The organism is Pantoea sp. BS_8, from assembly GCF_041954965.1.
In the GTDB taxonomy this organism is placed as follows: domain Bacteria; phylum Pseudomonadota; class Gammaproteobacteria; order Enterobacterales; family Enterobacteriaceae; genus Pantoea; species Pantoea stewartii.
Genome location: NZ_JAVAXU010000001.1, coordinates 416,164 through 430,312, shown reverse-complemented (window position 1 = coordinate 430,312; position 14,149 = coordinate 416,164). Strand labels below are relative to the sequence as shown.

General features: G+C 54.7%; 12 protein-coding genes. 7 read left to right on the top strand and 5 right to left on the bottom strand.

Annotated features, from left to right (window positions below):
- The 4 genes from RAC65_RS01980 (at position 1) to RAC65_RS01965 (ending at position 2,861) form a co-directional block, all read left to right on the top strand.
- The gene (locus RAC65_RS01980; protein WP_058708140.1) at positions 1 to 1,197 is read left to right on the top strand and encodes a PotD/PotF family extracellular solute-binding protein; all 1,197 of its coding nucleotides are present in this window, start codon (positions 1 to 3) and stop codon (positions 1,195 to 1,197) included.
- A gap of 44 nt (positions 1,198 to 1,241) precedes the next feature.
- Positions 1,242 to 1,688 (top strand): NUDIX hydrolase, encoded by a 447-nt coding sequence (locus RAC65_RS01975; RefSeq protein WP_033741683.1) that lies wholly within the window; start codon positions 1,242 to 1,244, stop codon positions 1,686 to 1,688.
- A 150-nt stretch (positions 1,689 to 1,838) separates the two neighbouring features.
- Complete coding sequence (locus tag RAC65_RS01970) at positions 1,839 to 2,249, top strand: VOC family protein (protein WP_375092479.1); 411 nt, start codon at positions 1,839 to 1,841, stop codon at positions 2,247 to 2,249.
- A 225-nt stretch (positions 2,250 to 2,474) separates the two neighbouring features.
- Positions 2,475 to 2,861, top strand: coding sequence for a hypothetical protein (locus RAC65_RS01965; RefSeq protein WP_058701894.1), 387 nt, complete (start codon positions 2,475 to 2,477; stop codon positions 2,859 to 2,861).
- A 772-nt stretch (positions 2,862 to 3,633) separates the two neighbouring features.
- Here the strand turns inward: RAC65_RS01965 and RAC65_RS01960 are convergent.
- The 4 genes from RAC65_RS01960 to RAC65_RS01945 form a co-directional block, all read right to left on the bottom strand.
- Entirely contained in the window at positions 3,634 to 4,167 is a 534-nt protein-coding gene (locus tag RAC65_RS01960; RefSeq protein ID WP_058708142.1) for a C40 family peptidase, read from the bottom strand.
- A gap of 253 nt (positions 4,168 to 4,420) precedes the next feature.
- Complete coding sequence (locus RAC65_RS01955) at positions 4,421 to 5,134, bottom strand: MgtC/SapB family protein (protein WP_033741675.1); 714 nt, start codon at positions 5,132 to 5,134, stop codon at positions 4,421 to 4,423.
- 304 nt (positions 5,135 to 5,438) lie between these two features.
- Positions 5,439 to 7,769, bottom strand: coding sequence for an FdhF/YdeP family oxidoreductase (locus RAC65_RS01950; RefSeq protein WP_033741674.1), 2,331 nt, complete (start codon positions 7,767 to 7,769; stop codon positions 5,439 to 5,441).
- A 143-nt stretch (positions 7,770 to 7,912) separates the two neighbouring features.
- Entirely contained in the window at positions 7,913 to 8,077 is a 165-nt protein-coding gene (locus RAC65_RS01945; protein WP_072021698.1) for a DUF2256 domain-containing protein, read from the bottom strand.
- Positions 8,078 to 8,190: 113 nt separating this feature from the next.
- On the opposite strand from RAC65_RS01945, the gene RAC65_RS01940 reads away from it, so the two are divergent.
- From RAC65_RS01940 to RAC65_RS01930, 3 genes are all read left to right on the top strand, one after another.
- A complete protein-coding gene (locus RAC65_RS01940) occupies positions 8,191 to 9,528 on the top strand; it encodes a glycoside hydrolase family 10 protein (protein ID WP_193751022.1) in 1,338 nt (445 codons plus the stop codon).
- Positions 9,525 to 9,962, top strand: coding sequence for a GNAT family N-acetyltransferase (locus RAC65_RS01935; protein ID WP_033741672.1), 438 nt, complete (start codon positions 9,525 to 9,527; stop codon positions 9,960 to 9,962). The genes RAC65_RS01940 and RAC65_RS01935 overlap by 4 nt, the downstream gene beginning before the upstream one ends.
- Before the next feature lie 120 nt (positions 9,963 to 10,082).
- On the top strand, positions 10,083 to 11,315 hold the full coding sequence (locus tag RAC65_RS01930) for an MFS transporter (RefSeq protein WP_058701896.1): 1,233 nt from the start codon (positions 10,083 to 10,085) through the stop codon (positions 11,313 to 11,315).
- A 36-nt stretch (positions 11,316 to 11,351) separates the two neighbouring features.
- On the opposite strand, the gene malT is transcribed toward RAC65_RS01930, so the two are convergent.
- Positions 11,352 to 14,054 carry an HTH-type transcriptional regulator MalT gene (malT, locus tag RAC65_RS01925; RefSeq protein WP_375096299.1) on the bottom strand — a complete coding sequence of 901 codons (2,703 nt, stop codon included), beginning with the start codon at positions 14,052 to 14,054 and terminating at the stop codon, positions 11,352 to 11,354.
- Positions 14,055 to 14,149 lie beyond the last annotated feature (95 nt).

Sequence of the window (14,149 nt, the reverse complement as noted above, 5' to 3'; positions counted from 1 at the left end):
ATGAACGCTGCGGCGAAAGTTAACGATCAACTGACATTGCGCGTACTGGGCACCTCGGTCACGCTGCTTGAAATGTTGCGTGTCCGTGCGGAAAGCGATCTGGGCATTCGCATCGAGTATCTGCTGCACAGCGTGGAAGATGCCCAGCGCATTGCGGTCATGCATCCGGAAAGTTATGACCTTTACGATCAGTGGTTTCACAATATCGATTTTGTCTGGCCTGCCCGGGCAATCCAGCCGCTGGAAATCAAGCGACTGAAATACTGGGACGAGATTACGCCGCTGGCCAAAACCGGCAGGCTAGGTCCCGATCTGCCGTTAGCCGATGGCAGTGTACCTTCGGAGCGACTGTATGTTCAGCGCGATATGCATTTAGGCAGCCACGCGAGTGACCATATCAGCATGTTGCCGCTTACCCATAACGTGGACAGTTTTGCCTATCATGCAGACCGGCTGCCTGCGGTGCTGCAACAGCAGGAAGAGAGCTGGGGCTGGCTGGTACATCCTTCGCTGACGGGGCAGGTGGCGCTACAGGAAGATGCGGCCATGGGCGGTATTGATGCGGCGCTGGCCATGCAGGGGGCCGGGCTGGCACGCTTTGCGAATATAGGTAATCTGACGCTTGATGAGATCGACCTGTTAACACAACAGCTGGCGCGCCTTCACCGTAACGGCCATTTTGCGGCCTTCTGGGCATCGCAGGATGAGGCATGCGACCTGATTGCCAATCAGCAGGTTGAAGTACAAAGTCTCTGGGCACCCATCTATTTTCGTCATCATTTCCATCAGCGCGGCTATAAAATGGCGCGACCACGTGAAGGCTACCGTGCGTGGTACGGCGGCATGTCGCTTTCACGCTGTGCGACCGGCAAAATCAAAGAGGCGGCCTACGACTACCTTAACTGGTGGCAGTCTGGCTGGCCCGGTGCGGTCATGGCGCGGCAGGGTTATTACATTTCTAACGCGGAACGCAGCCGGACGCATCTGTCGGCAGCGGAATGGGATTTCTGGTACGGTGGTCAACCCGCACGCGAAGTGCTGCTGGATGCCTGGGGCGCACCGCTGATTCCCCAGGGGGAAGTGCGCGATGGCGGAAGTTACGAGCAACGGATGAGCCACATTGCCGTCTGGAACGCCGTGATGGATGAACATAACTATCTGACGCGCCGCTGGCAGGATTTTTTGCGGCCCCGTTGAAAAATCTTTATCCGTGAGCACGCCCCCAATAAAAGGAAGAGAATATGCGCACGCGCCGCTCGGCCCGGTTACTGATCCTGAATGCTTCCCATGAGGTGTTGCTGTTTCGTTTTGTGCATTCGCAGGATGCGCTGGCGGGCAGCGCATACTGGGCAACGCCCGGCGGCGGCGTAGAGCAGGGCGAATCTTTTGAGCAGGCGGCGGTCAGGGAACTGTATGAAGAAACTGGCATTCACCGTGCCGATGTGGGTCCGTCTGTCGGTGAGCGATGCTTTGCCATGACGCTGCCTTCGGGCGAGATCGTGCAGGCACATGAGCGGTTCTTTATTGTTACTGCCGCAGGGAACGAAATTAACACACTGGGCTGGAGTGAAAATGAGAAATCAGTCATTGCCAGTTCGCGCTGGTGGACCGTCAAAGCACTCAGTGAAACAACCGAAACGGTTTATCCCGCCAATATTATGAGCCTATTGCCTCTGCAATATACCTGAATGCATTCTGACCGGCTCTGATTAATTCGCCTCGTTTTTTTTGCAATTCTGATTTATGTTAAATAGCAGGCTATTATGTGCGCGTGCTTTTGCATCACGGCATAATCTGTTTAATGCTGGTTCTCTTTACGCCTGACCAAAGAGGTGAAAGTGAACTTACTCAAGATCGACCACGTCCATATTTATGTGCATGACCTGAAGAAAGCAGAACACTGGTATAAACGGGTGCTGGGTTTTTCACGCGATGAATCGTTGCTGTTTTGGTTTACGCAGGGCGGTCCACTGGTGCTGAAAAATAATGCTGCCGTAATATCGCTGTTTTTAAGAACCCATCAGCCGCCGGGTAACACCGTGGCATTTAGCCTGGATGCCACGTGTTTCTGTCAGTTATTACGCATCCTGGTCGCGCAATCCATACCTTATACAGTCAGCGATCATCAGGTGTCGATGTCCGTTTATTTTTCCGATCCTGACGGAAATCAGATTGAACTGACGTCTTATCAGTACGCGGAAGCGAAGGAAAACCTGGCGATATTTGAGAACAGCGTGCATCGGCCTTAAACAGGCACTTGCTTTGTCAGGTAACGTTAATTGAGACCGACCATCACTCTCCAGGCTCATTAAAAGCAGAATAAAAAAGAAAAGGGCGGTCTTTTTTCGAGGCACGCCATATTTTGATAACGCGCGTTGTGATTACACCGCGGCATCGTTATTTTTTTCAAGAAACGTCTTTAGAAGCCGATATTAGTTAATTCACATCAGCTATTGCGTTAAGGAGAACCTAAAATGACGTATTTGCATATTAAACAGCCATCAGACGACGAAGGATGTGGTATCGCGGTTATGGCCCGATTACATCAAAAAAGTTATGATGAGATGTTGTCAATTGCTATGGAAAATGGCTTCTGCGACAAGAAGAAACGTGTCAATCTCGCGCAAATGAAAAGATTTCTGGGTTATAAGGGATTAGAGAACGTATCGTATAAAAGACACAACGGGGCCAGCGTACCGACGGATTGTGGTATCTTTCATGGTCGCTGGAATAACGTTAAAACCGGGACACGTCACTGGATTGCTTACCACGATGGTCTGTTTTTTGATCCGCTTTTGCCGCAACCCGTCTCGCAATTATCCGCGCAGTTTTATGTGACGCAAATTTTCAAACATCCTTAAATATTCATTGCCTGGAAGGCCAATGGGGAAGTTAATAGTCAACGTGAGCACCTTGCAAACTGCTAAATTCGGGGCCGGGCCCTGGGTTGGCTTTTAATATCCTTCATCAGGCATCATAGATCTGTGGGTACCGATATCAGACAGCGTTTCGTATTAATCGATATGGGTGAATGTTGTGGGGATTTCGGTACCTCAGTACGCTAATTTTTACGTAGCCGCGTCAGTTCAGGTTGCAGACGTCAGTTCGTGGCTGATCAGCCTCAGCGATGGAACCAGGCAAAACATCACGTCGCCGCTTTTCGGTATTCACTGCCTGTAAGATGTTTTCTCAACATCAGGTGAGTTGTCATCAAGAACGGCTGATGCGCGTTTCGGGTGATAGACATGAGTTGCAGTGGTGACTCGGTTATCTGCTTAAACTGGCAACGCGCACGGCATCAGATTTTGATGTGGCCTGAAGACGAGATATGAGAGCACATAAACAGGCGAAGCGAAGACAAAGCGAAAAAGCAGAGAAAATGGTGCAAAACCGGAAAAGACGCAGAACAACCCATATCGAATCCTGATGTATAAAAGTACGCATAATGTATATTATGTTAAATAAGATATCCGGTTACGCACTCAGCCAGCCCGTTTACGCCTTTCCTGCCTCACCGCTTCTTTTTGTCCGCTTCTGTACCCATAAATCACAACAACGCTACGAAAAAAACTGGCGCTTATCCCTGTGCTGGATTGGCAGATTTCACGTAGCGTTGCCTGGTATAATTCACGTTTAGCTGGCTCTGTTCAGTGTTACCTGCGCCCCGTATTCTCGCGTCAGACGACGCGCCTGGTAATAAACCGATTTCCAGTATGGGTTGTTCAGTGATGAGCGAATCACGCCCTTGCTGGCCGACGCGTGAATAAACTGATTATCCGTATCGTAGAAGCCAACGTGCATGCCGCCACCAATGCGGAAAAACACCAGATCGCCTGGTTGCAGATGTTCCGGTGTGACACGAACGCCCATATGTAGCAGATCGGCTGTGGTGACGCGGTCCATTGGCAGATTGAAACGATCGTGCAAGGTTCGCCAGACGTAGCCCGAGCAATCCACGCCAGACAGCTGTGTGCCGCCCCATTGGTACGGCGTATCATGCCAGGTGTGCATTTGGTCATGCAACGCCGCGACGATAGGAATCAAATCCGGGTTTTGCGATGCGTCAGCGGCGGTGGTGTCCTTGGGTTCATCTGAATGATGATGACTGCAACCAGAAAGCAGGAGCATAAGGCCGGAAAGAAAAAAGAATGAGGTTTTACGCTTCATCGAATAATCCGCACAGTAAAGATAACAAGGTGAGCAACGCTAAGGGCTTTTATAACCCATTCAATCGCTTATAGAAATATCTACGCTCTGCTTTACTTAACCTTACACTCAAACGGCAGGCTCTCTTTATATAGCGTAAAAAAGCGCACCTGGAAATGGATTTTCGCGAATAAATAACAACGCTACGCGAAATCTGACGCATAACTCCCCTGCTCTTTTATCAGAATTCACGTAGCGGCGCCTGTTTTTTGTGCTATCCGTTTTCGCTCGCATCCAGACCGCATACCTGCCAGCGCACCGAACTGACCCCTTTCTCCAGGCTAATGCGGCTTACCAGACTTTCCAGCTGTCCGGTCATGCTGGGTTGGCCCATCACTTCGGCATTCACTTCCATGCGATGTGGCGGATCCAAATCTTCACTGTGGAGCGATTGCAGGCGCAGGCCGCTGTTGCCCAGGCTATGCAGCATCAAACTGCGCACCTGAACTTCATCCTGCGCCAGACAGACGATCTGCACTTTGTAATGTTGTACTGCCTCGTCGGCCGACACGATGGACTGGCGATTAATGCCCAGCGCCAGTTCACGCAACAGAATGTTGGCACAGAGAATCACCATGCAACCTATCGCGGCTTCGAGTAACAACCCCATGCTACACAGGACGCCGACGGCCGCGGTACACCACAAGGTGGCGGCGGTATTCAGGCCGCGAACGTTTAATCCGTCGCGCATAATCACACCGCCACCCAGGAAGCCGATACCGGAAACCACATAGGCGGCAACGCGAGTGGCGTCGGTGGCAATGCCGGGAACACACTGCGTCATCAGAACGAACAGACAGGCGCCGGTGCTGACCAGCGCGTTAGTACGTAAACCGGTCATGCGTTGACGCAGCTGACGTTCGCTACCGATGAGCGCACCCAGAATCAGCGCGGCCGATACGCGCAGTAAAAAGATTTTCCAGTCCATGATAAACCTCTCTCCGCCGCGCAGCTGGCGCAGTACGGAAAAACAAAGATGAATAAAATGGATCACAGCGGGCGTTGATGCAAAGCGCATCACGTCAGGGAAGGATGTTGATACAGCCGCCATCTTAACGTGCAGTTAAGACAGCCAAAACTATCTTACTGCAGAAGCCTGGTGTAATCGTTCGGGACTTGTGTCCAATGTAGGTTGCCTCTTGCGTAAAATTCGCGGCGATTGTATAGCCATCTGAGGGCGGATTTCCACTCAGATGGCGCTTCGTTCAGGATTGGTTTAGCTGGACGGACGTTTAACGGCGCGTTGCGGACGCCTCAACCGGCACGTCGGCGCGGGCCAGCTCCATCCTCACCGGTGTGCTTTTATAGGAGGGAATACCGCTTTTTGTGTCGTAACTGTCTAGAGGAATCAACACGTTAGCTTCAGGATAATAGGCCGCTACCGATCCTTCGGCCATATCATGCACTGCGATGGTCAGATTATCGAGACGGCGATGAGTGGGATTGCCGTCCGGGTCCAGCGCAATGATGTTAACCTGATCGCCCATGCGAACACCCTTTTTCTCCGCCTCGTTTTCACTGATAAACAGAATGTCGCGGCGGCCTGAAACGCCGCGATAGCGGTCATCCAGCCCGTAGAGCGTGGTGTTGTACTGATCGTGACTGCGCAGTGTCGTCAGAACGAGATCATGACATTTCAACGAGCGCGGATCTTCATTGATGCCCTCCATCACCAGGAATTGTGCTTTGCCCGATGGCGTATGCCAGACACGTTCAGACGCGCCATTCGGTAAACGGAACCCGCCCGGCTGCTGAATACGTTCGTTGAAGTTGTCAAAACCCGGAATCACCGCTTCGATGGCGTCACGAATCAGGCTGTAGTCGCCTGTCAACGTGTCCCAGTCCACGACCGTGTCCGGCAACGTGGCTTTGGCCAGGCCCGCGATGAGCGCGGGTTCGGATTTCAGATGAGGCGACGCCGGATCGAGCGTGCCGCGTGAGGCGTGTACCATCGACATGGAATCTTCAACCGTCACGCTCTGTGCACCAGACTGTTGCTGGTCAATCTCGGTGCGGCCAAGCACCGGGAACAGATAGCTGTGTTTTGCCAGCAACAAATGCGAGCGGTTCAGTTTGGTGGCCATGTGCACCACCATATCCAGCTTGCGCATCGCAGCAAAGGTTTGCTGTGGATCCGACATGGCTTCGGCCAGATTACCGCCCAGGCACAGCAGTGCGTTTATCTCACCATCGCGAATGGCCTGAACGGCCTTAACGGCACTGTGTCCGTGTTTTGTTGGTGGTGTGAAACCAAAGACCGCTTCGATACGCTTCAGCAGGCTTTCGGAGGGAACTTCGGTGATGCCAACGGTACGATCGCCCTGCACATTCGAGTGACCGCGTAACGGACAAATGCCCGCGCCCTTCTTGCCCATATTGCCGCGTAACAGCAGCAGATTCGCAATTTGTTGCACGTTCTGCGTGCCATACTGATGCTGAGTAATTCCCATGCCATAGCAAATGATCGTGCGTTCAGCATTAGCGTAAAGCTGCGCGATATGCTCAATCTGTTCGCGTGACATACCCGAAACGTTAAGAATATGCGCCCAGTCCGTCGCCTCAAGGTCGGCTTTTAAGGCATCCAGGCCCTGCGTATGTTCAGCGATAAACGCGGCGTCAAACACGCCAGGATTGCCGCGGGTTTTGGCCTCTTCATCCATCGCCATCAGGCACTTCATCACGCCTTTAAGCATGGCTGCATCACCGCCAACCCGGATTTTGTAATAGGTTGACGCCAGTTCCGTTGAACTCAGCGTCACCATCTGTACCGGATTTTGCGGGGCGGTAAAACGCTCAAGTCCCCGTTCGCGCAACGGATTGATCGCGACGATTTTCGCACCGCGTTTCGACACCTCCTGCAACGTGGCCAGCATGCGCGGATGGTTTGTACCGGGGTTATGACCGATACAGATCACCAGATCGCAATGGTCAAAATCATCCAGCTCTACCGTGCCTTTGCCGATGCCAATCGATTCAGGTAAGCCGACGCTGGTTGGCTCGTGGCACATATTGGAACAGTCGGGGAAGTTATTGGTGCCAAATTCGCGGGCAAACAGCTGCCACAGAAAGGCGGCCTCGTTGGAAGCACGTCCTGAGGTATAAAATTCCACGCTGTCGGGATTGTGATAACTGCGCAGCCGCTCACCAATTTCATTGAAGGCGGTTTGCCACTCGATGGGCTGATAGGTATCCGTTACCGGATCGTATTTCATTGGATGCGTCAGCCTGCCTTCGCCTTCAAGCTCGTAAGCGCTGCGCTGCCACAATTCGCTGACCGGATGGGCCGCGAAAAACTCAGGTGTTGTGCGTTTACTGGTGGCTTCCCATGACACCGCTTTCGCGCCGTTTTCACAGAACTCAAAGGAGGACGTGTGTTTGGGATCGGGCCAGGCACAGCCGGGACAGTCAAAGCCTTCAGGCTGGTTAACTTTAAATAAGGCAATCACGTCCTGTTTCACGGCCATCTGACCACGAATCGCCCCTGCTACCGCTTTCAGGGCACCCCAGCCGCCCGCTGCGCCATCATAGGGTTTCACACCTTCCGTCCTGTTTTGCTCTTTCATTGCTGCTCCAGACTGACTGTTTTTGTTTTTATTAAGCCTGGTACAGTAATCGCAACGGCGCGTGAGAACAGTCGTGTAAAATTCAGGTTAACTTTTGCTAAATGTTTCACCGAGGCGGCAAAGCCAGGCGGCGCGCGAAAATGTTATGCTCCGTCAGCGGTATTTCGACGCTGTCGCCTGCAACGTTCAGAGCAGTACAGTACCTGATCCCAGCATTTTGCCCACTTTTTACGCCAGGTCATGGGTTTATGGCACTGCCTGCAGTAGCGCACCGGAAGCGCCTGTTTATTTCCTTTAAAAGTGTGCATCGTCTGCCTCCTGTCATCAGGTGATAAGTATAGACAGGCCGGGTTGATTGACTTTACGCCAAATAGGATCAGAATACTGTTCCAGTTAAGGACTACGCGACACGGAGTTTATCATCGCCACTTTTCGCGACGTTTATCGCGCCCGTACGGGACGCCGAGCCGGCCTGTTCGCCGCCTCGGCTTTGTTATTAGCCAGCTGTTCGTCGGAACCGCCAAAATCGCTGGTCACGCCCTTTCCGACCGTCAGTAAACCGCCGGTAACCAGCCAACCGGTGCGGGAGAATGTGCCTGTACGCGGCGTCTGGCTGACGACGGTTTCCCGTCTCGACTGGCCACCGATCGCCTCGGTGAATATCCGCGATGAGGCGCTGCGCGTCAGTCAGCAAAAGCGTGCGCTGACCGATAAACTCGACAAGCTGAAAAGCCTGGGAATCAATACGGTGTTCTTTCAGGTCAAACCGGATGGCACCGCACTGTGGGCATCGAAGATCCTGCCCTGGTCAGACATGATGACAGGCGAAACAGGTCAGAACCCAGGCTTTGATCCGCTGCAGTTTATGCTGGATGAAGCCCATAAGCGCGGTATGCGCGTGCATGCCTGGTTTAATCCCTACCGCGTTTCCGTGAATACCAAACCCTCAACGGTCGCCGAGCTGAACCGCACCCTGTCACAGCAGCCTGCCAGCGTCTTTGTTCTGCATCGTGACTGGATTCGCACGTCGGGGAATCGTTACGTGCTCGATCCCGGCATTCCGGATGTGCGTGACTGGATAACCAGCATCGTGGCTGAAGTTGTAAAACACTACGATATCGATGGCGTGCAGTTTGATGATTACTTCTACGCCGAGTCGCCCGGCTCGCCCCTGAACGACAGTCAGACGTTTATTCGATACGGTCAGGGCTTTGCCTCGAAGGCAGACTGGCGCAGGCATAATACACAGTTGTTGATCGAGCAGGTTTCTCACACGATCAAGCAGCTCAAGCCGCAGGTGGAGTTTGGCGTCAGCCCGGCGGGCGTCTGGCGTAACCGTTCGCACGATGCTGCCGGCTCAGATACGCGCGGCGCGGCGGCCTACGATGAGTCCTATGCGGATACGCGCCGCTGGGTACAGGACGGCTTACTGGATTATATTGCGCCCCAGATTTACTGGCCCTTCTCACGCAGCGCCGCCCGTTACGATGTGCTGGCGAACTGGTGGGCTAACGTTGTTAAGCCGACTAAAACGCGTCTGTATATCGGTATCGCCTTATACAAAGTCGGGGTGCCCGCCAAAAACGAGCCGGAATGGACGATTCAGGGCGGCGTACCGGAACTGAAACGTCAGCTTGACCTTAACGCCTCCCTGCCGCAGGTCAGCGGCACGATTTTGTTCCGGGAAGACTACCTGAATCAGCCACAAACGCAGCCAGCAGTGAATTACCTGCGCAGCCGCTGGGGGCAACAGCCGTGATAACCGTGGCGGTTGTCGAGGCAGCAACCCCGGCGTTACAGGTCCTGACGGCACGGCTGTCAGCGGAACTGTCTGCCCTTACTGGCGATGCCGGGACACAGCACTTCAGCGCGCCTGAGGCGGCGACCTGGGTGCTGGCCCGTGACAGCCAGGGCAAGGCAATTGGCTGTGGGGCGCTGGTGCATGTCTCTCCTGAGACAGCCGAACTGAAGCGCATGTTTTCCACCCGCGATATCCCCGGTACGGGCGCGGCCGTGCTGGCCGCGCTTGAGCAGATTGCCCGCGCGCGCGGCTATCGCGCGCTGCGGTGCTCAACGCGCCGGGTGAATACCCGCGCAGTGGCGTTTTATCATCGTTGCCATTTTCAGGAAACCGCACCTTACGGCGCTTATGTCGATAAGCCCGCTTCTGTGTGTCTGATCAAAGCCCTCTGACGCAAATCATTAACAAATATTTTACTGTTCAGCCCAAAATAGCACTTTTGTCAGCACCGCATTCGCTGCGTGGCGTAATATACGTGAATAAACGTAAAGTCCTCCCACACGGAAATGCGCATGTCTCAATACTCAAGTGAAGTGAAAACCAGTCAGCCCGGACTGGCCGCCAACGTTGATGACAGTCAGAAAATTGTGATGTCGATACTGGGCGCAGTGGCCTTTTCCCACTGCTGTAATGACTTTATCCAGGCCATGCTGCCGTCCATTTATCCGCTGCTGAAAACCAACTTCGCGCTCAGCTACGCCCAGATTGGGTTGATCACGCTGATTTATCAGATGACCGCCTCGCTGCTGCAGCCGTGGATTGGCCTGTATACCGACAAACATCCCAAGCCCTGGCTGCTGCCGTCCGGTATGGTTGCGACGCTCATCGGCATCGGGCTGCTGGCCATCGCGCCGCATTTCTCAGTGGTGTTGATGGCATCGGCGCTTATCGGCGTAGGTTCAGCCACGTTTCATCCGGAAGCGTCGCGTGTGGCACGGATGGCTTCGGGCGGGCAATTTGGGACGGCACAATCAACCTTCCAGGTCGGCGGCTATGTCGGTACCGCTTTTGCGCCGCTGGTCGCCGCGATGCTGATCATCCCGCACGGACAGCTGGCGGTGGGCTGGCTGATGCTGATCGCGCTGTTTGCGGTCATCATTCTGTCAGGTATCAGCCGCTGGACGGTGAAGCACGGCCATGCCCACATGAAAAAGCACAACCAGCGGTCACTGCGCGCCCTGTCGTCGCGCGATGTGAAGCTGGCGCTGTCCGTTGTGGGCGTGCTGTTACTGGCTAAATTCACCTATATCGCCTCGATCAGCAACTACTACATTTTTTATCTGGTCGAGCGCTTCCAGTTACCGGTGCCGGAAGCCCAGATTTACCTGTTTACCTTTCTGGCCGCGGTGGCGATTGGGACGCTGGTTGGCGGCCCGGTGGGCGATCGTATCGGACGTAAGGCGGTGGTCTGGATCTCTTTCCTGGGCGTCATTCCCTTCTCGCTCCTGATGCCGCACGCCAACCTGTTCTGGACCGCGGTGTTAACCGTTTGCATTGGCCTGGTGTTTTCATCGGCGTTTGCCGCGCTGGTCGTCTATGCCCAGGAGGTGCTGCCGGGCCGCACGGGCATGGTGGCCGGGATCATGTTTGGCACGATGTTTGGGATTGGCGGTATCGCCGCGGCCGCACTGGGGAAATTTGCGGACTGGTACGGTATTACCACGGTATACAACGCCTGTGGCTTTTTACCGCTGCTTGGCTTTGTGACCTTACTGATGCCTGACACGCGAAACAAAAAAGCGTAAAACGCCCAGGCAGCACCCGGCTGCCTGTTGCTTTCCCTACACGTACCCCATCATTTTCAGCATCGACTGCGCCTGCGTCATCGCTTCCGCCCGATGGGTGATGCCCAGTTTTTGATACAGGTTGCGGATATGGGTTTTGATGGTGGTGGCGGCCACATCCAGCTCAGCCGCGATCTGCTCGTTGCTGTAGCCGGAATAGATTAATCCCAGCACCTGCCATTCACGTTGCGTCAGTGGGCTGGTGCGGATCAGCTCCGGTACGTCCGGATGGTTCAGCAACCGGCTGACAAAGCCTTCATCAAAATGCGCAAACTTGTGGCGGTGGTATTTATTGATCTCGTTCAGGATGCGCCGCGCCCGATGGTGATCCAGCTCATCAAGTGTATTCAGCTGTAACAGCTGACGGAGCTGCTGCGCCATGGTTTCACCCTGCACAACGAAATGGCTGATAAAGCCGGTGCTGCGTGCCAGATTGAGCGCACTGAGTAAAGCCTGCTGCGCCCTTGCGCGCTGATCCGTTTCCCAGTAGATCTGATTCAGCAACAGCAAATTGCGGTTGAGATCGCTCATTAGCTGCAACGCCCGGGCGTTGTCATTCAGCTCGTCCAGAATCACCTCGGCCTGAGTGTACTGCCCCAGCAGAATCTGCGCCCGCGCCACGTTACGCCACTGGCCCTGTAAAAAATGGTTACTGGCACTGGCCGGTTTTGGCGTCTGACGCAGCCAGTCACGCGCGCTTTGCAAGTCGCCGGTCATCTGCCAGTACAGCACCCGCACTTTATCTGCATTGGCCAGCCAGTCATGATGCCAGCGGCCGTTGTTCAGCAGGTTCTCCAGGCGATTTAATAAGGTGCGCGCGTTATCAAGGTTGCCACGGGCGATGGCGCTCTGCACCAGTAAACCCAGGCACTGGATCTGCTGCTGCGGCTGAAAACCCTGTAAGACTTTCATGCCGTCGCGCGCGGCCTGCTCCGCCTCATCCAGCCGTCCCCAGGCCCATAACAGTTGGGCGCGGATGCGCAGCAGAAACTCATGCAACGGGAAGTGAGACAAATGCTGTGCCTTTACCAGCGCGAAGGCCCGCTCCTGGGTTTCATACGCGGTTTGCAGAAAGCCCTGGGCAAACAGAATCTCGCTTTGCTGAATCAGGCTCCACAGCACATAGTGCCAGGCATCTTCCCGGCGAGCCATATGCTCCGTCTGGCGCATCAGCGCCAGCGAGTTACTGAGTTCGCCTTTACAATGCAGAATTTCACCGTGCACCGAGGTCGCGACAATCCGGCTGTAGTGGCGGCTTTCAGGCAGTGCGTCCAGCGCCAGCATCGCCAGACGCTCGGCCTCATCCGCATTACCGTCATTGATCGCCACCTGCGCCAGCAGCGCGTTAAACTCGCCGCGCAGGACCGCATCGATTTCGCAACGGCTCTCCTGCTCAAACCGGGCCAACAGGCTGTTCACCTCTGTGAAGCGGTGCTGGCTCTGCATCAGCCAGGCCTGCAATAACACCAGGTTGGGATGCGCCAGCAGCATACTCCAGGGCAGTGCTTTCAACGACGATTCCAGTAACGGCAGCTCGCTCTGGTTAAACAGAGACCAGGCGTGCTCAATGAGCACGTCCCGCAGCATCTCAGCATCGCCTGAGGCGCGCGCATGATGAATGGCTTCACCCGGAAAGCCCTGCGCCATCCAGTTGGTTGCCGCCGCACGATGCAGGGCGGGAAGCTCTGCAGCCAGCTCCCACTGGCAGCGCTGTTGCAGGAAGCTGCCAAATAACGGGTGATAGCTGAACCACTGGCCGGAATCATCCATGCGTTGCAGAAACAGCCCCTGGCGCTCAATCTCCTCCAGCCAGTGTTGGCCGTTCTCCTCACCGGTGACTTCGGCGATCAGCGCCGCATTGAGCGAACGTAGCAGCGCGCTTTTTAACAGGAAATGGCGGGTGGGCAACGTCACGTTATCCAGCACTTCCTCGACCAGATAGTCGTTTAAGTGACTGGCATTAATACCCGACAGACGTCGGGCCGAATGCTGCGCCGCGCCTGCGCCCTGCCGGGCCGACAGGGCGATCAGCTGCAGAGCCGTTGCCCAGCCTGCGACGTCATCGCACAGGCGCCCGGTTTCGTCGGACGCCAGCGGTGCGGGCAACCGGGCAGCAAAAAACGCCTGCGCTTCCTGATGGGTAAAGGCCAGTTGCTGGCTGCTGAGTTCCAGCAGCTGTTCGCGCACGCGCAGATTGGCAATGCCTAACTGCGGCAGATTACGCGAGAGCACGACCAGAGTGACGTTTTCAGGTTGATGGCGTAGAAAGAAGCGCATGGCATCATGAATCGCCGGATTGGTGATGTGATGGTAATCATCAATGATCAGCCACAGCGGCTTATGCCATTCCTGCAAATCGTTAAAGAGTTGGGTAAAGAGTGCGTTAAGGTTGACGTACTGCCGCTTCTGCGCCAGCACTTCACTACGGCGGCAGCATCCCTGCGTGGCCTGCTGCAGGGCCGCCACCAGATAATCCGCAAAGCGCTCCGTCTGGTTGTCGCTTTCATCCAGGGAATACCAGCCCAGCTCGGCTTTATCGGCTGCCCAGTGGGAGATCAAGGTGGTTTTACCGTAGCCAGCGGGGCTGGTCACCAGCACCAGGCGATAGTTACCGGCGGCGGATAATTTTCGTATCAGTCGCTCGCGTTTCACCGTGGTTTCATGCCGGACAGGACGGCTGAGTTTTGAGGGAATTAACATAGACGCACGCTTCTCCATTTGCTTCGGCGCATCATTTTTTTACGCTTCGTAATTATTCTTCACACGTTCAGCTATCCCTCCTGATAAAGCAAGCA

Bases quoted from the DNA above. Each gene is read 5' to 3' on its own strand.
- RAC65_RS01975 (WP_033741683.1), top strand. From the start codon at position 1,242: ATGCGCACGCGCCGCTCGGCCCGGTTACTGATCCTGAATGCTTCCCAT.
- RAC65_RS01950 (WP_033741674.1), bottom strand. From the start codon at position 7,769: ATGAAAGAGCAAAACAGGACGGAAGGTGTGAAACCCTATGATGGCGCA.
- RAC65_RS01980 (WP_058708140.1), top strand. From the start codon at position 1: ATGAACGCTGCGGCGAAAGTTAACGATCAACTGACATTGCGCGTACTG.
- RAC65_RS01955 (WP_033741675.1), bottom strand. From the start codon at position 5,134: ATGGACTGGAAAATCTTTTTACTGCGCGTATCGGCCGCGCTGATTCTG.
- RAC65_RS01945 (WP_072021698.1), bottom strand. From the start codon at position 8,077: ATGCACACTTTTAAAGGAAATAAACAGGCGCTTCCGGTGCGCTACTGC.
- RAC65_RS01960 (WP_058708142.1), bottom strand. From the start codon at position 4,167: ATGAAGCGTAAAACCTCATTCTTTTTTCTTTCCGGCCTTATGCTCCTG.
- RAC65_RS01965 (WP_058701894.1), top strand. From the start codon at position 2,475: ATGACGTATTTGCATATTAAACAGCCATCAGACGACGAAGGATGTGGT.
- RAC65_RS01930 (WP_058701896.1), top strand. From the start codon at position 10,083: ATGTCTCAATACTCAAGTGAAGTGAAAACCAGTCAGCCCGGACTGGCC.
- malT (WP_375096299.1), bottom strand. From the start codon at position 14,054: ATGTTAATTCCCTCAAAACTCAGCCGTCCTGTCCGGCATGAAACCACG.